Raw genomic sequence first — 26120 nt, forward strand, 5'->3', positions numbered from 1 at the left:
TGGTCTCGATAACCAAATCAAGATTTTAATATATTGCCAAATTAAATTAATTTATGAATTACATTCTATTTGACGGGCCCGTCCGGAATGCCTTATTGCCTTTTACGTTTACTAGGCCAGTTGCCGATATTTTAATCGGAATAATGACCATACGTCAAAAATGGGAAATGCATTTGGGTTCAACTACAACTACAATAACCGAAGAATATTTATCTGAAAAATATCCAATGGTGGAACTGGAAGAAAACGTGATGATTAATGCTTCGTTTTTGCCAAATAATGATTTAGCAGATCTTGTTTCAGATTTAAAAACGAATCAAGCCATCTTTAAAGGAGATGAAGTTATTGCATTTTATACCAGTGAAAATCAAGAAGAAGTCGATTTTGACTCTTACGAAATCATTCAGTATAATGGAGATTGTATAACAGTAGAGAATACCTGGGATATTTTTTCTAAAAATGCAGAAGCAATTCGCGTAGATTTTGACTTTTTGACTGAAGACAGAAAATCCCAGCCAATACCAAAAAGTGTAAATACGATTAATCCTGACGATATATTTATAGAAGAAGGAGCAAAATTAGAGTTTGTTACTCTTAATGCGTCTACAGGTCCTATATATATAGGTAAGAATGCTGAGATTATGGAAGGTTCTGTAATTCGTGGGCCTTTTGCTTTATGCGAAAATGCACAAGTAAAAATGAATGCCAAAGTTTACGGAGCTACAACAGTAGGAGTAGGATCAAGAATAGGTGGAGAGGTTAAAAATTCGGTTCTTTTTGCAAATTCAAACAAAGGACATGACGGATTTTTAGGAGATTCAGTTTTAGGAGAATGGTGTAATATTGGTGCAGATACTAATAATTCTAACCTAAAAAATAATTACGAAGAAGTAAAGTTATGGAGTTATGAAACCGAAGGATTCGCTAAAACGGGACTTCAGTTTTGTGGTTTAATGATGGGAGATCATAGTAAATGTGGAATCAACACTATGTTTAATACAGGAACCGTAGTAGGAGTTAGTGCTAATATTTTTGGTTCAGGTTTTCCTCGCAACTTTGTACCAAGTTTTTCTTGGGGAGGAGCAGCAGGTTTTACTACATACGTAACAAAGAAAGCTTTTGAAACAGCAAAATTAGTTATGGGACGCAGAAATATTGATTTTGATGAAACTGAAGCTGCAATTTTGGAGCACATTTTTGAAGAAACAAAAAAATGGCGTAAAGACTAAAAAACAAAAAACCTCGATTTCTAGAAATCGAGGTTTTTTGTTTTTTAAATGAATTTTACTTGGCAATCTTTATAAATTCTCCTTTGGAGTTAAACTTTAATTCTAAACCACTGCTTAGTTTTGCTTCGTAGCCCAAAGTTTCTTTTTCTATTTTGGTTATTTTGTCTTTAGCAAAATTAGTCTTTACATAAGTAGCAATTTTAGCAGGAATAATAGCTGCAGGAATTGCTGTGTTTTTTCCATCAACTTCTTTCCAGTTTCCTTTTCCGTCAAATTCAATTTGAAGGTTATTTGCAAATTGAACTTTGTACTCTTTAGATAAGATTTCTTTATCCTCAAGAATATAAGTTGGTTCCTGTCCAGCGAAGTGAGTTTTCAAAAAAGTTTGCGCATTTGCTGGTAAAGCAGCTTTTTTAATTACTGTTTTTTGAGCATTTGCAGAAAGCCCAAATATTAATCCTGCGATTAGGCAAGCTACCAAGTTTAATTTCGTTCTCATAATTTTCTGATTTTTAAATTATTATACAAGGTATAACTAAAATTTTAAAAGATGTAGGAATAATTGTAAAACTTGAAAAAACTAAGATGTCAGGTATTGATTGTATTGCCTAATTATCTAATTAATCTATCTTTGCACTTTCAAAAAAATACTTGCTGAGAAGTCTAAAAATCTAAGCAGTCTAAAAATCTAAAAATCTATATGATTACAGTTAATGATATTTCAGTTCAGTTTGGTGGAACTACACTTTTTAGCGATGTTTCTTTTGCTATAAATGAGAATGATAAAATTGCCCTTATGGGTAAAAATGGTGCGGGAAAATCGACACTTTTAAAGATAATAGCAGGACAAAGCAAACCTTCTACCGGAAGTATCTCGGCTCCAAAAGATGCTGTTGTGGCTTATTTGCCTCAGCATTTATTGACCAAAGATGGATCGACTGTAATGGAAGAAGCTTCAAAAGCATTTGGTGAGATTTTTCAAATGAAAGCCGAAATTGATGAGATCAATGAGCAATTAACTGTTCGTACTGATTATGAAAGTGATGCTTACATGAAATTAATCGAAAGAGTTTCGGACTTAAGCGAGAAATTTTATGCTATCGAAGAGGTAAATTATGAGGCAGAAGTTGAGAAAATATTAGTTGGTTTAGGTTTCGAGCGTGAAGATTTTACACGTCAGACTTCTGAGTTTTCTGGAGGATGGAGAATGCGAATAGAGTTGGCTAAAATTCTTTTGCGTAAGCCAGACTTAATTTTGTTAGATGAGCCAACTAACCACATGGATATAGAGAGTATTCAATGGTTAGAAGAGTTTTTGATAAATTCAGCAAAAGCAGTTGTAGTAATCTCGCACGATAGAGCGTTTGTAGATAATATTACAAATCGTACTATCGAAGTTACAATGGGAAGAATCTACGACTATAAAGCAAAGTATTCTCATTATTTAGAGTTAAGAAAAGATCGTCGTGTACATCAACAAAAAGCATACGATGAGCAACAAAAAATGATTGCAGATAACAGGGCATTTATTGACAGATTTAAAGGAACTTTCTCTAAAACAGACGCAGTGCAATCTCGTGTTAAGATGTTAGAGAAACTTGTTATCGTACAAGTAGATGAAGTAGATAACTCAGCATTAAAACTTAAATTTCCGCCAGCAGCGCGTTCTGGGCAATATCCTGTTATTGTAAAAGATTTATCAAAATCTTACGGAGACCATGTGGTTTTTAAAGATGCAAATATTGTTATCGAAAGAGGGCAGAAAGTAGCTTTTGTAGGTAAAAATGGTGAAGGAAAATCGACTATGATCAAAGCCATCATGAAAGAAATAGGCATTGATGAAGGAAGTGTTGATATTGGTCATAATTCACAAATTGGATATTTTGCACAAAACCAAGCTTCTTTATTAGATGAAAATGCTACAATTTTTGAAACTATTGATGCAATTGCGGTTGGAGATGTTCGTACGCAAATCAAGAATATACTTGGAGCTTTTATGTTTCAGGGAGATGATATTACTAAGAAAGTAAAAGTGCTTTCTGGAGGAGAAAAAACACGTTTGGCAATGATAAAATTATTGCTAGAACCTGTAAACTTATTGATTCTGGATGAGCCTTCGAATCACTTAGATATGAAAACTAAAGATATTATTAAAGATGCATTACGTGATTTTGATGGAACTTTAATCTTGGTTTCTCACGATCGTGATTTCCTTGACGGATTAGCAACTAAAGTTTTCGAATTTGGAAACAAGCGTGTTAAAGAGCATTTTGAAGATGTTGCAGGTTTCTTAGCGCATAAAAAAATGGATTCGATGAGAGAAATCGAAAAATAATTCAGTTTAAAAAATATTATTATAAAAGGCGCAAGTTAATTCTAGCGCTTTTTTTTGTGAAAAAAAACATGAAAATTAATTATTAAATAAATCTAAAAGCATGATATAAGTCAGATTAAAGCTGGTTGGATTAGATAACTTTGATGTAAGAAAAAAGCTATTTTAAATAACTGAGTATTTATTGAGGTAAAATCTAAACTTTTATTTATGAACTTATTAAATAATTTTTTGTCAAAAAAGGTTGTGCTTTTAATTTTTTTGATTCCATTTCTTTCATATGGACAAACGAATATTGATACTATAAAAATAAAAAAGCAAGAGGTAAAATATCCACAATTTAAGTTTGGAGGGCTTTTGCAAGTGCGATATTTAGGATCAGCCACAAATGATGTTGATGTTTTAGGAGTGCAGGATGCTAGAGGAGATGTAACTAAGAGTTCATTCGATATTAAAAGAATGCGTGTGGGATTAACAACAAAAATAGATGAGAATTTAGAAGCTGTTATTTTGGTAAATCTAGCCGATTTTAAATCAGATCCTAAGAATAAAGTTTTAGAAAATGCTTACGCAAAATATACCTTCAATAAATATCTTGTTTTTATAGCAGGTCAGTTCCGACCTAGTTTTGGTATCGAAGAAAGTATTCCTGTTGATATTATAAAATCATTTGATTTCTCCAATCAATATTACGAGTTTGGTAGAAATGGCTGGACAAGTTTTCAGATAGGAGCTTCGATGATTGGTGAGGTAGATTTAGGAAAAGTACCAGTTAAGTATGCAATTTCTATTTTAAATGGAAATGGGAGAAATCAGGAAAAGGATAAAGATGACGGAAAATTATATTCCTCTCGTGTTGTTTTTGGATTGTCTAAGGAGTATGATATCAATTTAGGTTTTAGCGCAGGTACAGGGAAAGTTTTTACCAGTGATGTATTTGCTTTAGGTGCCGATATTACAGTCGATTTTAAACTGGCTGATAAACTTACTTTAGATTCTCAATTTGAACTTAAGCAAGGAACAAATCATAGTTTGTATTATTCTCTTCCGCTTGAAAGTAGAACTGGAAACGCAGATGATTATCAAATGAGAGGGTTTTACTTCTTGCCTAATTTAAGGTATGATATTAATTATAAGAAACTTATTTCCCTTGAGTTTTCATGCCGATATGAGTATTTTGATTCTAGTTTTAAATTAAACTCGAATGTAAGACAAACTTATACACCGATGGTAAGTTTAGAATTAGGAAAGGCATATAGAAGTCGTGTTGAGATGGGATTTGAAATTAATAGATATGATAGAAATATACTCAATACTGAATATTGTAACAAAGATTTATTTATAATACAATTTCAATGTAGGCTTTAATTACTGCTTTATTGTAGAGTAAAAATGCCAAACATTTTAATAGAGATTTTTTATAACAGTAGCTTTATTGATTAATTTGATAATAGAAATAGAGAAGAAATTTTAGTATAAAATAGAAACGGCATAAGGTAAATCCCTATGCCGTTTTTCATATTAGTATTAAATAAAGAATCTATGCTTCTTTTAGAGCATTTTTCTTTTTTAAGTATAAAGCAATGTAAGCAGCAATAGAACATACTACACCTATAATTATCATGTTCCAGATAGGTCTTGTGGTTTGAGAAAAAGTTCCGTCCTCAATAATCAATATTCTAAAAGCTTTTAAGAAATGCGTTAACGGAATCACATTGGCAATTGCTTGCACGGCAACTGGCATTTGGCTTAAAGGCCAAGTAAACCCGCTTAGGATAAAACTAGGAGTTGCAATAACCATTAGAATTTCGGTAGCTTTTAATTGATTTGGAACCACAATACTCACAAGAATTCCAATAAAGGAAACTGAGAGTACAAATATACCGGCTATAAAAGTGAGCGGAAGTAAGTTGTCGTAAAAAGGCAATCTGAACCATAAAGTAAAAAGCCAATATATAAACCAAATACCAAAACTCATTAGCATATAAGGAATGATTTTTACGGCTAGTAAATTTAAAATAGAAGGGCATCTTTTTACAAGATCTTTAAATGTCCCATTTTCAAATTCGGAGGCAAAAGAAAGAGCTAGTCCTAACAAAAGTACTTGCTGCAGAACAGTTGCTAAAACTCCTGGCCATAGGAAATACATATAGTTGGTACTTCGATTGTATTTTTTTATGAAAGTAGTTTTGAATGGTTCATACTGCGACATAAGTAAATTTTCGGGTACACCTTGTTTTCTCAAAGTTTCAATCTGAATCCCTGCTTTTAATGTTCCAAGGCAAATTTGAATTGCTGTCGAAGCATAATTTGCGGTTAAAACATTAGATGTATTTACAATAGTTGTAATCTCGGGATACTTTTTTGTGAGAGTCATTTTCTCAAAATCTTTCGGAATAATAACAACGCAAGTTGCCCCTTTTTCGATAGCAATCTTGGATAGATTATTCTGGTCGTATAGAATAGAAGCTATAGATAAAACCTCATTATCCTCAAACATCTGAATTGCTTTTGAGCTTAATTCAGTTCTGTCTTGGTCAACAACAATTATGGGTAAATCGGTTACTTTACCTTTACCATAAACGTAACCTAGTAAGACTCCGTAAAGAATTGGTGCACCAATAAAAAGTAATCGAAGCACTTTGTTTTTCCAGAATAATCGGAATTCCCGTTTAAGCAATGAAAAGAAATTTCGCATAGTTTAAAGAGATAAGGTAACGGTTGTTTTTGTAATTAAATCTTTTGTTTCATCGTTGTTAGAAGGTGTTATTTTTATTTCGAATAAACTTTCCTGCATTTCATAATCCGGGTAAGCAGTGGCGATATTTCCGTATGCTCCCAATTGTTTTATAGTACTGATATTCCCTTTTATATCTGTTTTTTTATAAGGAATATGTACTGTTACTTCTTGTCCTTTTTTAAATTTATCTAATTGTTTTTCGGGTATTGTAAAGCGAAAGTAAGTGCTGTTTGCAACATATCCATTAAATAAAGTATAACCAGGTAAAGCCAGTTCGCCAACAGTTAAAGTTATCGTTTCTATACTCATATTTTGTGGTGCAATTATATAACGTTCCTGATCGGCAGTTTCTACTTCTTGCAATGCACCAAGCGCTCTGTCTTGTTGTCCTAAAGCCATGGTTTGTTGCTCTATACGAGCTCCTTTTTTAGCATCGTCTAGTTCGGCAACTACAGCATTGTATTGTGCTTGAGCTCCTTGATATTTAGCAAAAGTTTCGTCATAAGTTTGTTGTGATATTAAAGAATCTTTGAGCATATTTGTTAATCGTTTAATCGATTTTTGTGCAAACTCATATTGTTCCTTTAACCCCATCTTTTTAGCTTCAAGCTGCTTAATCTGGTTTTCGGTCGCTCCCTTTACAGCCATTTTATATTGTGCTTTCGCAGAAATAACAGCTCCTTCGGCTTGATTTTTTTTAGCATCTACCTCTGGAATATCAAGAATTGCGAGTGTATCTCCTTTTTGGACAATATCTCCTTCTTTAACGTAGATTTTTAAAATTTTACCAGGAATCTTGCTTACAACAGCAATTTGTTCTTTTTCTATTTTCCCTTGAATTAAATCTTCTTTTTTTGCTTTTTCACAGCTAGTAAAAATGAAGATTAAATTGACTATTATAATTGCTTTTTTCATAGAATAGAACTTTTATTTAGATAGTTTTTTTGATAAATCGCCAGTGGCAATTATTGTTTCAATAGCTGATAATCGTTGCTCGATTAATGTAGTCGTTTTGTTTACAGATGCTTTATAAGAATCGTTTTCGGCTTCAAGACGTTCAGATATATTAATCAGTCCTTCCTTATATTGCTTTATAGCTAGATTCAAATTGTTGTCTGCTACTTTTTCTTGTTGTTGTGTAATGTCTATCTTTTGAGTCAGAACGCTATAATCAACAAGGTTTTTTTCGAGCAGTAATTCTAGTTTTTCCTTAGTATCATCTATTTGATTTTGCATCTGTTCGATGTTTATTTTGGCTTCGTGTACTTTGTGTTTTCTTTCAAAACCCGAAAAAACTTCCCATTTCATTGCTGCACCCACAACCCAGTTATTACTTATAGTAGCTTCATTTAATCCTAAATATAATGCTTGATTAATTCCTGTAACTATTGGAGTTGTTGCATTAGCATTAAATAAGCTGGAATAAGAAACCCCTCCAAAAGCTCCCAAAGTTGGTAAATACGTACCTTTTTCTTTCTTTAATAAATATTCATAAGCTGTTTTAAACGATTCTAAGGCTTTTATTTCTTGTTTGTTTTGAGTGCTTAATTTTTCATCAGTAATTAAGTAAGGAACTAAGTTGTATTGAACGTTGTCTATTTCGCTAATCGAATAACCAGTTAAGTACTGGATTTTTTTATAAACTAACTTACGTTTTCCGTCCAGTTCAATTTTTTTAGAAGATAATTCTAATGAAGCTAATTTAATTTTATCTCGATCGTAAGGAATTGCAAGACCTTGTTCTATTGCTTTTGTAACGCGTTTAGTTTCGGTGTCTAATCGTTTTTCGCTTTCTTTTATTAGTTTGTCTATTTCTTTTAAAAGCTCTAATTGATCAAAGGTATTAATGACATCTTTTATGATTCCGTCTTTCTCGGATTCCTTTAAGAATACGGTTCCTTTAGATTTTTCTTGTATGGCTTTGGCACCATTAGGAATTTGCATACCGCTAAACAATACCGTTTTTGCCATAACACTTCCGTTAAAAATATTTCCGTAATTTTTAAAAGCGGTTTTACCGTCAAAAAGTGGATAATTTACAATAGGTATAGTAGCCGTAGGAAGATCTACAGTAAGTTTATTGTCAAAATAAGTATATAAAGCACTTGCTTCGACAGTAGGAATATATTTGTTCCAGACTCCTTTTTCCTGAAGATTTAATTTTTCAATGTCTAAATCTTTATTTTTTAAGGAGGTGCTTTTTTCTATAGCTTTATAAATAGCATCTTCAAGAGTTGGTGAAACTTCTATCTGGGCATATCCATAAGTTAAGGAAAAGAAGAAAAAGAAAATAGGTAAAAGTTTTCTCATCATAATTTTTGTTTCTATTATATGATAAATTGTAAACGGCTTTTGTAAGGTATTACAAATAGAATAGACGTATGCGAAATACGGTTATTTACAAAGTTAAGGATATAAGTCTTACAATTTGCGTTTTATCAATAGGAAAATAGGTGGTTTATTTAAAAACTTTTCAGTAAGGTTTGTTAAAAATAGAAAGTTGTAGGATGTTGATAAACTTTGTCAGTTTTTTTATACCTTAGTATGCGTATTTATAAATTAACTAATTATTAACATGAAAAAAAGTATATTATATTTAGCTATTGTGTTGACTAGTTTCTTTAGTCTTCCTATATTTTCTCAAACAGATAATGAGCCAGTCGCTTTAGGTTTGCCAGGAGATAATCTTAATTTATATGCAGTTTTAGACATTTTTCAGAAATCTAAAACGTTGGAAGATTTTGAAAAAGCATTGAACGATCCTGATAATAAGGTTAATAATTTAGATTTAAATAATGATGGAGAGATTGACTACCTTGAGGTTGAAGGTCATAAAGAAGGGAATACCCATGTTATTGTACTTCAGGTAGCAGTAAATAGTAAGGAGACACAAGATGTTGCTGTAATTGAAGTCGACAAAGATAAAAAGGGTAATGTCCATGTTCAAGCTATTGGAGATCAAGATTTATATGGCAAAAATTATATAGTTGAACCTGCAGATACTGCCTCGGGAACACCTAACCCTGGTTATAAAGGAGATGCTACTGTAATTGTAAATAATAACACAACCAATAATTATAATACAACTACCAACCCTAGTTATGTAAGTACAAGTGTAAGTGCATGGCCAGTAATATTATTTTTGTTTTCTCCTATTTATGTGGCGTATAGATCACCTTGGCACTGGGGATATTATCCTCCGTACTGGCGTCCTTGGCGTCCGGTTTATTACCATGATTATTGGGGATACCATGGTCATTACTACAGAAGCCCATATTACAGAAGAACAGTTGTTGTAAGGAATCCAAGATATTATAATAATTATGTTTCTAGAAGAAATACATCAGTAATTGTTAGAGATAATCGTGTAAACGGGCGTTATAATACGACTTATAATGGTAGAGATTATAAAAGGCCAGCACCAGTTACTACTACAAGGCCAAATAGGCCAGGTACCAGACCTACGAATCCAACTACTAGACCGGGAGGAGGAACAACTAGGCCAGTAACACGTCCTACAAACCCAACTACTCGTCCAGTAACGCGACCTACAAATCCGTCGACTAGGCCGGGAGGAGGAACAGGTACTACAAGGCCAGTCACTCGTCCTGTAACGCCGACTAACCCAACTACAAGACCAGTTACCAGACCAACTAATCCAGGAACAACTCGACCAACAACTCGTCCAGTGACTCCTACGACTCGACCAACAACGCGCCCAGTAACAAGGCCAACGACAACAAGACCTGCAAATCGCGGTACAGAGAGAAGATAGATTTAAAAATAAAGCTGAGCTTAAACTCAGATAGAACGTACACGCCTAATTTTATATTTAAGAAGCTTATGGGGAAATCTATGCTAGCTAGAATTGTTTTTATATTTCTGATAATGCCAGTTTTTCTGATAGCTCAATCAGTGAAGGATACTGTGAAGGTAGAGCTGAAAGAAAAGGAGAAAGAAAAAGAAGTAATATACCCGAAATTTAAATTTAAGGGACTTTTGCAAGTGCGTTTTCTAGGGTCGATTACAGATAATGTCGATGTTTTAGGAGTTCAGCATACTACTGGAGAAATTACAAGAAGCTCATTTGATATAAAAAGAATGCGTCTAAGTGTTGCTGCAAATTTAAGCGAACATACAGAGGTAGTTGTATTGGTAAATTTAGCCGATTTTAAAACAGATCCCCAAAATAAAGTGTTAGAGAATGCTTATGCAAAATATACTTTTAATAAATACATTGCTTTTACAGGAGGTCAGTTTCGACCAGGTTTTGGTATAGAAGAAAGTGTTCCTGTAGATATTATTAAGTCATTTGATTTTTCTAATCAATATTATGAATTTGGTAAAAACGGATGGACTAGTTTTCAAATCGGGGCTTCGATGACGGGATCTGTAGATTTAGGAGAGATTCCCGTTAATTATGCTGTTTCAGTTTTAAATGGAAATGGGAGAAATCAAAACATGGATAAAGACAGTGGAAAACAATATTCTACCCGTGTTGTTTTTGGATTATCAAAAAAACATCATGTTAATTTAGGACTTAACGGAGGAACAGGAAAAGTTTATACCAGCGATGTATTTGCTTTAGGAGCAGATATTGCTGCCGATTTTAAACTAGCAGATAAACTTTCTCTAGATACTCAATTTGAAATCAAGCAAGGAACCAATCATAATTTGTATTATTCTTTGCCAGTTGATGCTAGAACTGCAAATGTGAATGATTACCAAATGAGAGGTTTTTATTTTTTACCTAATTTTAGATATGTAATCAATTATAAAAAACTTACCTCTCTTGAATTTTCTACCAGATATGAATATTTTGATTCAAGTTTTAAAGTAGATTCTAATGTGAGGCAAACGCTTACGCCAATGCTGAGTTTAGAATTTGGAAAAGCATATACAGGGCGTATTGAAATGGGAGTTGAAATAGATAGATACAGCAAGAATATTCCTAATACAAGCTATTATGATAAAGAGCTATTTATTATACAATTTCAATGCAGACTTTAGTTTAAATTAATCTCTATTTTTTATGAAAGAAGTAAAAATTCCTCAAACATTAATAACACTTGCAGTAGGTATTGTTCTTTGGATTATTCCCGCTCCCGAAGGAGTAAAACAAGAAGCTTGGCATTTATTTGCCATTTTTGTAGCCACTATTCTTGGAATTATTTTAAAGGCAGCTCCAATGGGTACAATGTGTATGATTGCGATTGCAGTTACGGCATTTTCACAAGTTCTGGCTCCGGGAGAAGCAGGAAAGTCAATCACGCTTGCATTAAGAGGTTTTGGAGATAAAGTGATTTGGCTTATCGGAATTTCGTTTTTTATAGCACGTGGTTTTATTAAAACAGGATTAGGAAACAGGATTGCTTTTATATTCATAAGAATATTTGGGAAAAGTTCATTGGGATTAGCCTACGGATTAGGACTTGCCGATTTATGTCTTGCTCCTGCGGTTCCTAGTAATACAGCCAGAGGTGGAGGTATTATTTATCCTATTATGAAATCGATGGCAATAAGCTTTGGCTCAGAGCCAGATAAACCTGAAACGCATAGAAAATTAGGTTCTTTTTTAACTTTAAATAGTTATAATATGAACCTTATTGCATCTTCGATGTTTTTAACGGGAACGGCAAGTAACCCGATGTGTCAGAAGTTTGCTTTAAACTTAGGAATTAAAATTACTTGGATGTCTTGGGCGCTTGCTGCAATTGTGCCGGGATTAGTAGCTTTTTTTGTAATTCCTTTTGTTTTATATAAAATTTATCCGCCTGAATTAAAATCGACAAAAGATGCTCCGGGGATTGCTAAGCAAAAACTAAAAGAAATGGGGCCAATTTCTAGAAATGAATGGCTAATGTTGTTAACGTTTTTCATTTTATTATTTCTTTGGATGACAGGCGATTTGTTTTCTATCGATGCTACAACAACAGCTTTTATAGGATTGGTGATATTATTGCTAACCTCAGTATTAACATGGGAAGATGTAAAATCTGAAAAAGGAGCTTGGGATACTATTGTTTGGTTTTCGGTTTTGGTAATGATGGCAAGTTCGCTTAATGAATTAGGATTTATTGGCTGGTTTAGCGATTTGGTAAAACAACAAATAGGAGGTTTAAGCTGGCAAATGGCTTTTCCTATAATAATTTTGGTGTACTTTTTTAGTCACTATCTTTTTGCAAGCGCAACAGCTCACGTTGCGGCAATGTATGCAGCATTATTAGGAGTAGGAGTTTCTCTTGGTATTCCAGGATTGTTATTGGCTTTTATGCTTGGGTTTGTGGGCTCACTTTACGGAACATTAACTCATTACGGTCACGGGCCAGCTCCTGTATTTTTTGGTAGTGGTTATGTTGATTTAAAGAGCTGGTGGGTAAAAGGTCTTGTAACAGGAATTGTCCTATTACTCATATATATGGTAATAGGAGGCTTGTGGATGAATATAATAGGGTACTATTAAATTCGGATACCAGGAGGAAGTAATTCTTTATAAGTTGGATTTTTCTTAAAGAAAACTACAATTTTAGGATGAATAGGGACTACTTTTAATTTTCGTTCAATCGCAATTTCCATGATGCTTCTAAGCATGCTAAAAAGAAATTCTTGGTCTTCGAATGAGTCGGGAGTATTAATTTTTGTTAGAAATATCTTTTTTTCTTGAAAAGAGTATTCGATTGTAACTAATCCTGTAGGGCTTGAGGTTTCAAATTGTCTTGCAAAGGCATTGTCTTTGATCTCCATTAATGAAATGGGTTCCATATTATTTGTTTTTTATGTGGTATTTAAAAAAAAATAGAAGAAATGAACCATATTAAGAGGTTCAAAAAACTTCTTGTAATATATTATCAGAAACAAATTATTTCTATAGCAAAGATAATCATTTGATATTCAATATCAAATGATTTTGTGAGTGAGATATGTTTTACGTTTTTAAAAATGTTGTCAGCACTCATATTTGCTGTACTTTTTAATAATAATATTATCTAAAAAAATAGACAAGAGTCGTTAAAAAGCAATAATTTTATATCAATAATGATATACACTTGGTTGTTAATGCCTGAAATACAATTATGAATAAAATTCCTGTTTACTTTATGCCGGGTCTTGCGGCAAGTGCTACTATTTTTGAGCGAATCGCTTTACCTGAAGACACTTTTGAAATACATTTATTAGAATGGGAAATTCCGCTTGATCATGAGTCTTTACCAGATTATGCAAAAAGAATGACATTGAATATAAAACATCCGAATCCTGTTTTGGTAGGTGTTTCGTTTGGAGGGATTCTTGTTCAGGAGATGGCGAAGCATATTGAGGTTAGAAGAGTAATTATTATTTCGAGCGTTAAATGTAATACAGAGTTTCCTCGAAGAATGAAAATTGCTAAAACTACAAAAGCATATAAGCTGATTCCGATGCGACTGATATTGAATGTAGAGAATTTGGCTAAGTTTTCTTTTGGAGAAAAGATTAATAAGAGGTTAAAGCTATATGAGAAATTCTTATCTGTGCGTGATATTCGTTATTTAGATTGGGCCGTCGAACAAGTAATTCTTTGGGATAGAACTAAAATTGACGATAATGTAATTCATATTCATGGTGATGAAGATGAGGTTTTCCCGATAAAATATATTGCCAATTGTAAAGTGGTAAAAGGCGGAACTCATATCATGATTCTCAATAAATATAAATGGTTGAATGAAAATTTACCTAAGATTATATTGGAGGATTAGTTTTTATAAAATCACTAATGTTTCGTGATTAAGAATCTTTGTCAAAGTTTTAAAACTCTGACAAAGATTTTTCCATAAGGTAATTCCCGATGTGCTAATCTTTGATTAGGCGCACTGCGGTGTGTTTAACTAGAGAGATCCTCTAATTTAAAATAAAAAAATCCCAAACTCTTTTGGAATTTGGGATTTAGATATTGGTTTTAAAAAATCGTTAGATTTTCTTCATTTGATCTTTCATCATTGAGATTTGATCCTTCAGCATTCCTTGTTTGTCTAATTTCTTAGCTTCATTTAGCAAGTTTGTAGCTTCAAGTTTTCTGCGGCGTGACATAGCAACACCAGCAAGGTTTAATTTGGCAACAGCCAAATCCATATCCATAGATAAACCAAGTTCAATTGCTTTTTTGAAATATTTCTCCGCTTGATTGATATTAGTTTGAGAAACCATAATACCATGTAGGTAGTTAAAGTAACCTTGTTGTTTTCTTACTAAAGCAGTTTCAGGGTTTTTGATGTATGCCAGCCATTTTTTAGCACCTTCAAAATCTTGTTTTCTTAATTTCAAGAAGGCTAATAAGATAAATTCATTTTTAAAATAAAGAAAAATTGGAATTGCCGTCAATAAAATAAGGAAAATTCCATTCCCGATATTACTTTCTGTAAATTGCCAAACGCCAGCAACTACTAATAGTCCGGCTAAAATAATTTTAATATTTCTGTGAAACATAATAGGTGTATTTTTGTGATTGCAAAGATAGTAAAATGAATTAAAAATATTTTTATAAAACTACTTGCAAGGAAAAAAAGTCTTTGTATATTTGCACTCGGTTTTAGAGTAACAGTATTCGAAGAACAAAAAGAAGATATTAGACACCATATTTAAAGATACAAAGCAATGAGCAAAAGAACGTTTCAACCATCGAAAAGAAAAAGAAGAAATAAGCACGGATTTATGGACAGAATGGCTTCTGCGAATGGAAGAAAAGTTCTGGCGCGTAGAAGAGCTAAAGGAAGACATAAATTAACTGTTTCTAGCGAACCTAGACACAAAAAATAATGTTTGTATAAACATACATAAGGCGATTACTTTTTTAGTATCGCCTTTTTTTATACCTTGTCGGTAAAAAATCTCTCAACATTCTAGTTTAGAATATACTACGAATGTTTTTTAAAGTACTTTATATAACTACACAATACAAATAAAATGCCTAAAGACACATCAATAAAATCCGTTTTAATAATAGGTTCAGGACCTATTGTTATTGGTCAAGCTTGCGAATTTGATTATGCAGGTTCTCAATCTGCACGTTCTATTCGTGAAGAAGGAATTGAAGTTATCTTGATAAACTCAAATCCAGCGACTATAATGACCGACCCATCAATGGCCGATCATATATACTTAAAGCCATTAACTACAAAATCGATTATTGAAATTCTGAAAGCTCATCCGCAAATTGATGCTGTTTTACCTACAATGGGAGGACAAACTGCATTAAATTTATGTTTAGAAGCAGATGAAAAAGGAATTTGGGCTGATTTTGGAGTAAGATTAATAGGTGTTGATGTGAACGCCATTAATATTACTGAAGATAGAGAGCAGTTTAAACAACTTCTTGAAAAAATTAATGTACCAACTGCACCTGCAAAAACAGCTACTTCATACTTAGAAGGAAAAGAAATTGCTCAGGAATTTGGTTTTCCACTTGTAATTCGTCCTTCGTTTACGCTTGGAGGAACTGGAGCTGCGGTGGTTTACAAAAAAGAAGATTTCGATGAACTTTTAACAAGAGGCCTTGAAGCTTCGCCAATACACGAAGTTTTAATTGATAAAGCTTTAATGGGTTGGAAAGAATACGAGTTGGAGCTTTTAAGAGATAAAAATGATAATGTTGTAATTATTTGTTCTATCGAAAATATGGATCCAATGGGAATTCATACTGGAGATTCGATTACAGTTGCGCCAGCAATGACATTATCAGATACAACATTCCAGAAATTACGTGATTACGCTATCTTAATGATGAGAAGTATCGGGAATTTTGCTGGAGGTTGTAACGTACAATTTGCAGTTTCGCCAGACGAAAAAGAAGATATCGTAGCGATTGAAATTAATCCTCGTGTATCTCGTTCATCTGCATTAGCATCAAAAGCAACGGGTTATCCAATTGCTAAAATAGCTTCTAAACTAGCTTTAGGATATAATCTTGATGAATTGCAAAACCAAATTACAAAATCAACTTCGGCTCTTTTTGAACCAACTCTTGATTATGTGATTGTAAAAATACCTCGTTGGAACTTTGATAAATTTGAAGGTGCTGATAGAACTCTAGGTCTTCAGATGAAATCTGTAGGAGAGGTTATGGGTATCGGACGTTCATTCCAAGAAGCTTTACATAAAGCAACTCAATCATTAGAAATTAAACGTAATGGTTTAGGTGCTGATGGAAAAGGATATAAAAACTACGAACAAATTATCGAGAAACTAACTTTTGCAAGTTGGGATCGTGTTTTTGTAATTTATGATGCAATTGCAATGGGAATTCCGTTGAGCCGTATTCATGAAATTACTAAAATAGATATGTGGTTCTTGAAACAATATGAAGAACTTTATACTCTTGAGAAAGAAATTTCGAACTATAAAGTAGCTACTTTGCCAAAAGAACTTTTGCTAGAAGCGAAACAAAAAGGTTTTGCCGACAGACAAATTGCTCACATGATGAATTGTTTAGAAAGTGAAGTTCATACTTTACGTATGGATAAGAACATTAATCGTGTGTTTAAATTAGTAGATACTTGTGCTGCCGAATTTAAAGCAAAAACACCTTACTACTATTCTACTTTTGAAGCAGAAATAGAAAAAGCAAACGGTGAGCGTTATGTAGATAACGAAAGTGTTGTAACGGATAAAAAGAAAATCATAGTTCTGGGTTCAGGACCAAACAGAATTGGACAAGGAATTGAGTTTGATTATTCTTGTGTACACGGTGTACTTGCGGCTAAAGAATGTGGTTACGAAACCATCATGATTAACTGTAATCCAGAAACGGTTTCGACAGATTTTGATACTGCCGATAAATTATATTTTGAGCCAGTTTTCTGGGAGCATATCTACGATATTATTCAGCATGAAAAACCAGAAGGTGTAATTGTACAGTTAGGTGGGCAAACAGCTTTGAAACTAGCAGATAAATTATCTAAATACGGTGTGAAAATTATAGGAACAAGTTTTGATGCCTTAGATTTAGCCGAAGATAGAGGACGTTTCTCTGAGTTATTAACTGAATTACATATTCCTTTCCCACAATTCGGAATTGCTGAAACAGCTGACGAAGCTTCTGCTCTTGCAGATACTTTAGACTTCCCGTTATTGATTCGTCCTTCTTACGTATTAGGAGGTCAGGGGATGAAAATTGTGATCAATAAGAAAGAACTTGAAGAACACGTTATTAATTTATTGAAAACGATTCCTGGTAATAAACTACTTCTTGATCATTATTTAGCTGGAGCAATCGAAGCAGAAGCAGATGCAATTTGTGATGCTGATGGTAATGTTTATATCATCGGAATTATGGAGCACATCGAACCTTGCGGAGTTCACTCGGGAGATAGTAATGCTACATTGCCTCCTTTTAACTTAGGGGAGTTTGTGATGCAACAAATAAAAGATCATACTAAAAAGATTGCAAGAGCTCTTAAAACAGTAGGTTTAATAAATATTCAGTTTGCGATAAAAGATGATACAGTATATATTATCGAGGCAAATCCTAGAGCATCGAGAACAGTACCATTTATTGCAAAAGCTTACGGAGAGCCTTATGTAAACTACGCTACAAAAGTAATGTTGGGTCATAATAAAGTAACCGACTTTAATTTTAATCCACAATTAAAAGGATTTGCAATAAAGCAACCAGTATTCTCTTTTAGTAAGTTTCATAATGTAAACAAAGCATTAGGGCCAGAGATGAAATCGACAGGAGAAAGTATCTTGTTTATTGATGACTTAAAAGACGATCAATTCTACGAATTGTATTCAAGAAGAAAAATGTATTTGAGTAAATAATCTCAAATCCGGATATAAAAAAAGCCTCAAAATTAAATTTTGAGGCTTTTTTGTTTAATGTATAAATCGCTTATTTTACAATTATCTTTTTAGATGTATTGTTAACTTTTAAAATATAATTTCCTGAAGTTAAATTTGATAAAATGATTTTATTGTCTTTGCTGTCAGATGCTTTGAAGTTTTGAACTTCTCTACCTGTCATATCAAATAATTGAATCGTTTTTAAATCAACTTTACTGTTTTCGATAACTAAATAATCTGTTGCAGGATTAGGATAAACAACAAAGTTGTCTGTAACGCTGTTTACGTCTTTTAGTCCTAACATTGGATCAGTAATTTTGATTACTTTTTTTGCATTAGTACTAACGTAAAGTGCTCCATTATAAAAAGCCATTTGCCCTACACTGTCACTAATATTAGGTCTTATGTAGAAATCAGGTGCAGTTCCATTAGCGCTTCCTGTAGGAAAACGAAAAATTCTACCTAGTATACCTGTTGAAATGTATAAGTCTCCATTTGGTGTGTAAAGAAGGTTAGAGGGATTCATCATTCCAGAAATAAGTGTGCTTACAACACCAGCAGGAGTTATTTTTTTTATTTCACCTTGACCTTTATCAGCAACAATTAAATTGCCCGATTTATCAAATACCATCCCGTTTGGTTGAGTAAGACCAGTTGCAAAAGTGGAAACGGTTCCATTTGGGTCTAATTTTTTAATATCTCCAGAATTAGCCTCTGAATAATATACATTACCAGATGCGTCAATGGCTATTCCGTAAGGGCTACCTGATGCAGAATAAGTAGTTGAAACTCCAGCTGTGTTTACTTTTACGATTCCATTAAAGGATCCAGATCCGGCAATCCAAAGATTCCCATTGACATCAAAAGCTATTTGTTGTGGTGTTCCATTTAGAGCACTAATAAAAGGAGTTTTTGTAAAGTTTGGAGTGATTTTAGTCACATTGTATGCGCCGTAATCGGCAACATATAAGTTTCCAGCACTATCAAATGCAATTCCTGTTGGATTTGGTAATCCAGTTACATAATCACTAGGTGTTTGGGCGTTAATACTAAATGTAGAGAATAAAGCAAAGAGTAAAATTTTTTTCATATATATGATTTTAATGTTTAATCAAAGATATGTTTTTTAGTTTCTAATGGTGTGTTTTTGTAAGAAAGAGTGTTGTTATTGCTTCTTTTTTTGTTAAAAAAATATAATTTAATAATTTTGTTAAAATTGTCTTTTGTTGGAGTTGTGAAAAAAAAATCAAATTTAGGATATAAAAAAAGCCTCAATTATGAGGCTTTTTTGTTTTTAAAGTAAGAATGAATTATTTAATCAGTTGTTGTAGCGGTTTAAGTTGTTCCATATCTATATTAGATTCTTTAAGAACGGTCATTAATGTCATGATATTGTTTGGATTCATATTTTTTCCTAAAACACGAACTACAGCAAAACCATTTTCGTTTCTATTAGCGTAAATCACAAACTCTTCAATATTTTCATCTGTCCCAACATAACTTACAGAAGCACCATCTTTTCCAGAACCAAATTTCATTAATTGTTGGTATTTTGGGTTCTTTAAAATAGTATTTAACTTAGTTCTTTCAGCTTCGTATTCCGTTTGGTTTTTATCATTTCTTTTAAAAGCCAAGATGTTCATTTTATCGAAAGAGTTTAAAGCTTCGCTTTGTTCCGCAGATAGTTTTTCTTTGTTTACATTAAGAATACTTGGCGAAACATCGAGAGCAATAAAGTTTTTGTTCTCAGTATTTTCTACAAAATATTTCTGTAATGAAGGTTCAGAATTACAACTTACTAAAAGTAATAATCCTAAAAAGGCGAAAATGTTGGTGATTCGTTTCATGTTATTTTTTTCCTTTAGATGCTTTTTTCAAATCAGAACCTCCAGGTAATTTCATTTTATCTGTAAGTACCGAGATTTCGTTTAAGTCAAAATTACCAGTAAGTGATAGTAAAACAGTATCTTCATTTCTGCCTGAATCAATAAACATAAATAATTCTTTTATTTGAGTGTCTGTTGCTCCAGATTTCACATAAATTTTTACGTTTCTTCCGTTGTCGTTTACTCGCATTAATTCTTCTAAGCCTGCAGATTTAATGTATTTATCTGTAGTAAGTTTCATATCGGTTACAACTCTTGTACTTTGTGTTGTAAACACTTTTAAATTGTCTAGTTTTTTGATAAGGTTTAAGTATTGTTGTGTTTCCTTATCAGAAGCATCAACCTTTACTTTACTCATCAAATCAAACATCTTTTTGTTTACAATTACAGATGTTACATCGTCTTGACCATCGTATTTATCAAAAGCTCCTTGTGCGTAAAAGGCATGGCTAACTAATGCGAAAATTAGTGTTAGTATAAAGTTTTTACTTAAGCTTCTTCTATTATTTTTTCTATTTTCTTGAATTGTTGATTTCATTTTATCTAATTTTATTTTGTTTGAAAATTAAGTTTTTTGATTGTTCGTATTCTTTAATATACTGGACACTTTCTATACCAGTATTAACATTGTGCGACACCATGGCGAGGGCTTTTTGCGTTGCCGCCAAAGCTTCTTCTGGAGAGACATAAGTTCCTAAGTCTGATTTTGCAACAACAGGAGTTGTATTATTTGTGTTGTTGAGGTAAAAATAAGAACCTATTCCTAGTAAAAGGACAGCCGAAGCAGCAATTGATAACCACGCCACATTACGTTTCTTAGTTTGTAGTGGAATTTCTTGCGTTAAACGTTGTTCTTTTACTTGAGAGAAATAACCAAAAATTGGTTTGTATTGTTCCAAATGCTGCGCAACATTCGAAGAAGAAAAATAATTTTTTAATTCATTTTCTTCGGCAATAGTACTTTCTCCCTGAAAGTATTTTTCTAATATTATTTCTATTTTATCTGATTCCATATTGATGTGTATTAAGCATAGATTCTCTTATTTTTTTTCTAGCTCTTGAAAGCGCTACGCGAATAGCGGTTTCGTTCATGTTAACTATTTTGGAGATTTCGTCAAACTCATATTGTTCGACATCTCGTAACTGAATTAAAATTTGTTGCTGTTCTGGCAACTGACTCATTATTTTTTCTACCCATTCTAAACTATTATTGTCTTCTACTTTTTGATCTAACCGCGGTTCCCTATCAGTGTAATTAGAATGTACAAGAGTAAGATTACTAGCTCGTTTTGATTTTAATTGATCCAGACAATAATTTTTTGTCATTGTCATGGCAAGAGCTTCTACATTATTATAGGTGTTTAATGTTTCTTTCTTACTCCATAGTTTAACTAAAATCTCTTGCGAGGCATCTTCTGCTTCTTCTGTACTTATGAGTAATCGTTTTGCCAGACGAAATACTTTGTCTTTAAAAGGATTTACTAACTGAAGGAAAACGATTTGGTTCATAAAAATTACAAATTATAGGTTCGCTTATAATATCAAGACGAAACAGAATTATTTTTGTTACAAATGTGTGTGAAATAAAACTAAAGATAGTATTTTTACGTTAATACTATATTGACACCTACTATATGAAGACAATATTAAGAACCGCAATATTATTATTTCTAGCTATATTCTGCTTTCAAGCCTGTCAGGATCAGGATGATGTGTCTGCTCCTAAAAGCTTACAAGTTCAGGATTTTATCTGGAAAGGATTAAATCAATATTATTTATGGCAAGCAGATGTTCCAAATTTAGCAGATGATCGTTTTGGAAATCAAGAACAACTAAATTCTTTTTTAAGAGGATATCCAGATCCAGAAACATTATTTAATTCTTTGCGCGTAGATCCGTCAATAGATAGATTTAGTTGGATTGTAGATGATTATACTGTATTAGAACAAGAACTTCAGGGAACATCAAAAAATAACGGAATTGATTTTAAGTTAAGCCCAAAATCTAAAGGTTCTAATGATTTGATTGGTTTTGTGCGCTATATTTTGCCTGGCTCAGATGCAGCTAGCAAAGGAGTGAAGCGAGGTGATTTATTTTATGGTATTAACGGAACGCAAATTACCTATGATAATTACAAAACGTTACTTGCGCCAGATAGTTATACTATAAATTTAACTGATTATGATGGGACTAAATTTGTGCCAAATGGAAAATCAGTTACTCTTACTAAAACAGTTTTGGATGAAAATCCAATTTACATTAATAAGGTGATAGAAAAAAATGGCCGTAAAATAGGTTATTTAATGTATAATGGCTTCTATGGTAATTATGATATTCAGTTAAATGATGCATTTGGAGAACTAAAAGGTAAAGGTATCACCGACTTAGTACTTGATTTGCGATATAATGGTGGAGGTTCTGTGCAAACGGCAACCCGATTAGCAAGTATGATTACAGGGCAGTTTACAGATAAAAATTTCTCTAAACAAAAATGGAATAGCAAGCTCAATAAATATTTTGAAAGTGAAGACGCAGAATTATTGAACAATAATTTTGTAGATAAATTTAATGGTATTGCATTAAATAGTTTGAATCTGACCAAAGTATATATATTAACAAGTAAAAGTACTGCATCTGCAAGTGAATTGGTTATTAATGGGCTAAAGCCGTATATTGATGTGGTGCAGATAGGTGATGTAACTATTGGTAAAAATGTGGGTTCGGTTACTTTATATGATTCTCCTACTTTTAGCAAAACAAATAGAAATCCAAGTCATAAATATGCTATGCAGCCAATTGTCTTGAAAATTGTTAACTCAGTAGGTTTTGGAGAATATACTAACGGATTAGCACCTACATATAGTGTAATTGAATCTATAAACGCATTAGGTGTTTTAGGAGATGAAAATGAGCCGTTATTAGGTACTGCAATTTCTAAAATTACAGGAACAGGGAAAGTGGTTTTGCCTAAAGAAGGTAAGGAGTTTGAATATTTTACCGATTCAAAATCAATAGATGGTATCAGAAACCAAATGTATCTAGATAAAGCTCCTGAAGGACTTTTGCGAGCATTGCAAGATAGATAAGAATAACAAAAAAGGCTTTCGTTAGAAAGCCTTTTTTGTTGAAAACAAGTAAGATATGAAATTGATGATTCTTTATTAGTTATTAAAATAGAAACCATTTGGTCCTATACCAACACTAAATTCATTAGATAAAACTCCTGTTAAAGAATAAATGTAAACATCTCCAGGATCTTGATTGTTTACTGCATCTGCAACATATATTTTATTGTTCTTTACTGCAAAACCATAAAGATTAGAAGTCTTAGTTGCTTTGAATATTGGAGTGGTTGGCAAAGTTGTTATACTAGTTGCAGCAGAGTAAATATCAGATCCTATAGTATAATATAGTTTATTATTTTCAATAGCTAAGAATCCAGGATGTGTTATGCCGGGAAAATCAATTGTTGAGGAAACTGTATTGTTGCTCATGTTGACTTTTACTAATTTACCAGTTGTTTCAGGTAAAGCGTAATATGGTCGTCCATTACATAAAACATATAAAGTGCCATTATCTTTTACTAATGAACTAGGAACATCTCCTACTACAAAGTTTGCTGTAACTGTATTAGTGGTAGAGTTGATAACTGATAATGAGTTACCTTGATTCCAGCCGCCTTTGTGGCCTATATATAGTTTTCCGTCATTTTCAATGATTTTTTCAGGACCTTCAATTACAGAAATTTTAGAAGTAATCGTGTTTGAAGCAAGGTCAATTACGCCTACATAATCATCAGTAGCGCTTGCTCCATCACCCCAATTTGTAACATATCCTTTTCCGTTTGCAAAAGCAATATATCTAGGGTTATTTAAGCCAGTTGTAATTGTAGCAATACTCTTAAAAGTATATCTGTTTACTACTTCAATTTTATTAGAAACATTAACAACGATATAAGCAAAATCACCATTTAATCCAATATTTTGAGCTATTTCACCTAAATTTTTTTCTGTATTAACTAATGAAAATACATTGTTTTCGATTTTTAAATCATCTGATAAATAAGAAATTGATGCATTACTATTTTTAAATTGTCCTTCATTCAGAATAAAGATTCCGCTTTCGTAATTTCCTCTTGGTTCTTGAGGGGTATTATCATCGTCGCTACTACTACAAGAAGCAAAAAATGCAGAGCTTATAATTACAGCCAAAAATAGTTTGTTTAATTTTTTCATTTTTTTAAAAGTTAAGATTTATATATACTGTGTAATTTCTTCCAGGCATTTGCCTGCTAATAACTGGTTGATAATTTTCGTTCCAAATATTTAGTATTTGAAATCCAATTTTGTAGCTATTCTTTTTTCCTAAGTCGTAATCAATTCCTAGATTACCAACGTTATAAGGTTTTATTTTGGTAGCGGGATTATTAAATGGTGTGCTAAATGCTTCTCCGGTATATAAGTATTGAAAATAAGAGGAAACTTTTTTCCAATTATAAGAAACAGACCCAGTTAATTTATGATAAGGAACATATATAAGTTGTTTGTATAATAGTTCTCCTTTAATTAATTGTTTGCTTTCAGAAACGGTATAGGCATAAGTTCCGTTAAGAGTCAAATTGTGATTTTTTATTTTTGTTCTCCATTCCAAAAGTATTTCGGCACCATAAGCTCTTACTTTGGCTGTGTTTTCTGGAGACCAAGTATCACCTCCGCCCTCAGAAGGGATCCAGCGTAATAAATCTTTTATAGAATTGTAATATGTAGTTACAGATAATGAGAAGTTTTTTGTAAAAAATTCATTGCCGATTTCTCCTTGATAAGAAGTTTCAGGTTTTAAATCAGGATTACCACTTCCTTGCCAATATAAATCGTTGTAAGTAGGCATTCTGAAATTCTTAGAAGCGTTTAATTTTATGCGATAAAAATCTGTAAATTCATATCTTGTTCCTAATGAAAAGAGGAAAGGATTACCATAATTATCGGTTAATTCTTGGCGAATACTAGCTGTGTAATCCCATTTATCGGTTACGAAATGTTGCAATAATAAACTAGCGGAACCAACTTGCCTTTTTACATTATTTATGCTAGAGCCATATCCTTTATTACGATTGTAATCAACAATTGCATTTAATTTGATTTTTTCATTTACATCAAAAGCTAAATCATATTTTATAATAGAAGTTTCAACTTTTCCATAGGTAAAAGAATCTGAGGTAATATTTGGAAAGTATTTATAAGATTCTCCGATATGTGCGACTCTTAATTTGGAAGTAAAACGATTAAATAAACTTTCCCATTCTAAAAGATTACGAGTATTGAAATCATTGTATTTCGTTTTTGTTTCATTTGGAGAGGTTAAAGAGAAATGACGTTCTCCATCATAAAACTGACTATATAGTTTTAAGGTGTTTTTAGAGTCTATTTTATAACCAAATGTTGTATTCATACTCGTATTGTAGTATGCACCATTAAGGTTTTTTTGGTCAGTAGTTCCAGGGTATTTAAAATCATTTTCGGAACTGTTTCTAGAAATATTAACCTGAATACTGTATTTGTCGGACGAAACGTTTGCACGATAATTTGTGCTATAAGTATCATAACTACCTCTACTGAGGAATAAATGATTAGAGAAACCCTTCTTAAAACGGATGTCATTATTTAAGTGAATACTTCCGCCTATTGCACCGCTTCCGTATAAAACACTTCCTCCTCCAGCTTTTACAGCAATAGAATTGAAATCTCTAGTTCCGATTGTATTAAAATCGGCTTGACCTAAAAATTGAGAATTGATATTTATTCCGTTCCAAATAACTGCGGTTTGGGCGCCTGTAGTTCCTCTAAAAGAAGGTGCAGAAGTCATTCCTAGACCATTCTCCTTAAAGTAAATAACAGTGTTGTAATTTAAAAGAGAAGTTAAGGACGCTTGGTTTTTATTAATAATAGAATCATTAAGCACCTGAACCGATTGTGAGTCTGAGTATTTCTTGAGGTTAGTATCTGAAACTATAACTTCTTTTAATTTTGTTATAGAATCATTTTGTGCCGAAATAAATTGGCAAGCTAGGAGCAAAAAACCGATGTAAAACTTTTGTAATGTCATAATTTCTAAACTCTTTT

Annotated in this window: 23 protein-coding genes; 10 read left to right on the forward strand and 13 right to left on the reverse strand. The window is 32.5% G+C overall.

Translation table 11 applies throughout. The annotated features are described in order from the left end of the window. Nucleotides 1–53: 53 nt before the first annotated feature. Nucleotides 54–1229, forward strand: a complete 1176-nt coding sequence (locus IW20_RS15770) for a GlmU family protein (protein WP_035624347.1) — start codon at nt 54–56, stop codon at nt 1227–1229. A gap of 55 nt (nt 1230–1284) precedes the next feature. Here the strand turns inward: IW20_RS15770 and IW20_RS15775 are convergent, their stop codons facing one another. Next, nucleotides 1285–1728: a PepSY-like domain-containing protein gene (locus IW20_RS15775; protein WP_035624349.1), complete on the reverse strand. Its 444-nt coding sequence runs from the start codon at nt 1726–1728 to the stop codon at nt 1285–1287. Between the two features lie 201 nt (nt 1729–1929). Here IW20_RS15775 and IW20_RS15780 point away from each other — a divergent pair, with 201 nt between their 5' ends. Together IW20_RS15780 and IW20_RS15785 are read left to right on the forward strand one after the other, a co-directional pair. Beyond that, nucleotides 1930–3564, forward strand: coding sequence for an ABC-F family ATP-binding cassette domain-containing protein (locus IW20_RS15780; RefSeq protein WP_035624351.1), 1635 nt, complete (start codon nt 1930–1932; stop codon nt 3562–3564). A gap of 207 nt (nt 3565–3771) precedes the next feature. Next, nucleotides 3772–4929 (forward strand): porin, encoded by a 1158-nt coding sequence (locus tag IW20_RS15785; protein ID WP_035624354.1) that lies wholly within the window; start codon nt 3772–3774, stop codon nt 4927–4929. 172 nt (nt 4930–5101) lie between these two features. Here the strand turns inward: IW20_RS15785 and IW20_RS15790 are convergent, their stop codons facing one another. Genes IW20_RS15790 through IW20_RS15800 form a run of 3 tightly spaced genes read right to left on the reverse strand, consistent with a single transcriptional unit; the run spans nt 5102 to nt 8614 of the window. Next, nucleotides 5102–6259 carry an ABC transporter permease gene (locus IW20_RS15790; protein ID WP_035624356.1) on the reverse strand — a complete coding sequence of 386 codons (1158 nt, stop codon included), beginning with the start codon at nt 6257–6259 and terminating at the stop codon, nt 5102–5104. Nucleotides 6260–6262: 3 nt separating this feature from the next. Further along, a complete protein-coding gene (locus IW20_RS15795) occupies nt 6263–7216 on the reverse strand; it encodes an HlyD family secretion protein (RefSeq protein ID WP_035624358.1) in 954 nt (317 codons plus the stop codon). A 12-nt stretch (nt 7217–7228) separates the two neighbouring features. Next, entirely contained in the window at nt 7229–8614 is a 1386-nt protein-coding gene (locus tag IW20_RS15800; protein ID WP_035624362.1) for a TolC family protein, read from the reverse strand. 262 nt (nt 8615–8876) lie between these two features. On the opposite strand from IW20_RS15800, the gene IW20_RS15805 reads away from it, so the two are divergent. The 3 genes from IW20_RS15805 to IW20_RS15815 all read left to right on the forward strand — a co-directional run bounded on the left by IW20_RS15805 (nt 8877) and on the right by IW20_RS15815 (nt 12764). Further along, a complete protein-coding gene (locus tag IW20_RS15805) occupies nt 8877–10076 on the forward strand; it encodes a hypothetical protein (RefSeq protein WP_051885806.1) in 1200 nt (399 codons plus the stop codon). A 113-nt stretch (nt 10077–10189) separates the two neighbouring features. Continuing rightward, the gene (locus tag IW20_RS15810) at nt 10190–11311 is read left to right on the forward strand and encodes a porin (protein WP_240478501.1); all 1122 of its coding nucleotides are present in this window, start codon (nt 10190–10192) and stop codon (nt 11309–11311) included. Nucleotides 11312–11333: 22 nt separating this feature from the next. Next, the gene (locus IW20_RS15815; RefSeq protein WP_035624368.1) at nt 11334–12764 is read left to right on the forward strand and encodes an anion permease; all 1431 of its coding nucleotides are present in this window, start codon (nt 11334–11336) and stop codon (nt 12762–12764) included. Here the strand turns inward: IW20_RS15815 and IW20_RS15820 are convergent. Further along, a complete protein-coding gene (locus IW20_RS15820; protein ID WP_035624422.1) occupies nt 12761–13045 on the reverse strand; it encodes a GNAT family N-acetyltransferase in 285 nt (94 codons plus the stop codon). The two genes, IW20_RS15815 and IW20_RS15820, sit on opposite strands and share 4 nt — an antisense overlap. A 329-nt stretch (nt 13046–13374) precedes the next feature. Here IW20_RS15820 and IW20_RS15825 point away from each other — a divergent pair, with 329 nt between their 5' ends. Beyond that, entirely contained in the window at nt 13375–14034 is a 660-nt protein-coding gene (locus IW20_RS15825) for an alpha/beta hydrolase (RefSeq protein WP_035624371.1), read from the forward strand. Between the two features lie 211 nt (nt 14035–14245). Here IW20_RS15825 and IW20_RS15830 read toward each other — a convergent pair whose 3' ends face one another. Further along, nucleotides 14246–14761 carry a hypothetical protein gene (locus IW20_RS15830; RefSeq protein ID WP_035624374.1) on the reverse strand — a complete coding sequence of 172 codons (516 nt, stop codon included), beginning with the start codon at nt 14759–14761 and terminating at the stop codon, nt 14246–14248. Between the two features lie 168 nt (nt 14762–14929). On the opposite strand from IW20_RS15830, the gene rpmH reads away from it, so the two are divergent. Then, complete coding sequence (gene rpmH / locus IW20_RS15835) at nt 14930–15091, forward strand: 50S ribosomal protein L34 (RefSeq protein WP_008464848.1); 162 nt, start codon at nt 14930–14932, stop codon at nt 15089–15091. 147 nt (nt 15092–15238) lie between these two features. Further along, the gene (gene carB / locus IW20_RS15840; protein WP_035624379.1) at nt 15239–18094 is read left to right on the forward strand and encodes a carbamoyl-phosphate synthase large subunit; all 2856 of its coding nucleotides are present in this window, start codon (nt 15239–15241) and stop codon (nt 18092–18094) included. A gap of 70 nt (nt 18095–18164) precedes the next feature. Here the strand turns inward: carB and IW20_RS15845 are convergent, their stop codons facing one another. The 5 genes from IW20_RS15845 to IW20_RS15865 form a co-directional block, all read right to left on the reverse strand. Further along, a complete protein-coding gene (locus IW20_RS15845; protein ID WP_035624381.1) occupies nt 18165–19205 on the reverse strand; it encodes a virginiamycin B lyase family protein in 1041 nt (346 codons plus the stop codon). Nucleotides 19206–19425: 220 nt separating this feature from the next. Beyond that, entirely contained in the window at nt 19426–19962 is a 537-nt protein-coding gene (locus IW20_RS15850; RefSeq protein ID WP_035624383.1) for a DUF4252 domain-containing protein, read from the reverse strand. Between the two features lies 1 nt (nt 19963). Continuing rightward, nucleotides 19964–20539 (reverse strand): DUF4252 domain-containing protein, encoded by a 576-nt coding sequence (locus IW20_RS15855; RefSeq protein ID WP_051885807.1) that lies wholly within the window; start codon nt 20537–20539, stop codon nt 19964–19966. A gap of 1 nt (nt 20540) precedes the next feature. Next, complete coding sequence (locus IW20_RS15860) at nt 20541–21014, reverse strand: hypothetical protein (RefSeq protein ID WP_035624386.1); 474 nt, start codon at nt 21012–21014, stop codon at nt 20541–20543. Then, on the reverse strand, nt 21001–21510 hold the full coding sequence (locus IW20_RS15865) for an RNA polymerase sigma factor (RefSeq protein ID WP_035624389.1): 510 nt from the start codon (nt 21508–21510) through the stop codon (nt 21001–21003). Before IW20_RS15865 ends, IW20_RS15860 begins: the two co-directional genes overlap by 14 nt. Nucleotides 21511–21635: 125 nt before the next feature. Here IW20_RS15865 and IW20_RS15870 point away from each other — a divergent pair, with 125 nt between their 5' ends. Continuing rightward, a complete protein-coding gene (locus IW20_RS15870; RefSeq protein WP_035624392.1) occupies nt 21636–23087 on the forward strand; it encodes a S41 family peptidase in 1452 nt (483 codons plus the stop codon). A gap of 75 nt (nt 23088–23162) precedes the next feature. On the opposite strand, the gene IW20_RS15875 is transcribed toward IW20_RS15870, so the two are convergent. Both IW20_RS15875 and IW20_RS15880 read right to left on the reverse strand, forming a co-directional pair. Beyond that, entirely contained in the window at nt 23163–24236 is a 1074-nt protein-coding gene (locus IW20_RS15875) for a DUF5074 domain-containing protein (protein ID WP_035624395.1), read from the reverse strand. A gap of 4 nt (nt 24237–24240) precedes the next feature. After that, the gene (locus IW20_RS15880) at nt 24241–26103 is read right to left on the reverse strand and encodes a TonB-dependent receptor plug domain-containing protein (RefSeq protein ID WP_035624398.1); all 1863 of its coding nucleotides are present in this window, start codon (nt 26101–26103) and stop codon (nt 24241–24243) included. Nucleotides 26104–26120: the final 17 nt, after the last annotated feature.

It is taken from the genome of Flavobacterium hydatis (assembly GCF_000737695.1).
GTDB lineage: Bacteria > Bacteroidota > Bacteroidia > Flavobacteriales > Flavobacteriaceae > Flavobacterium > Flavobacterium hydatis.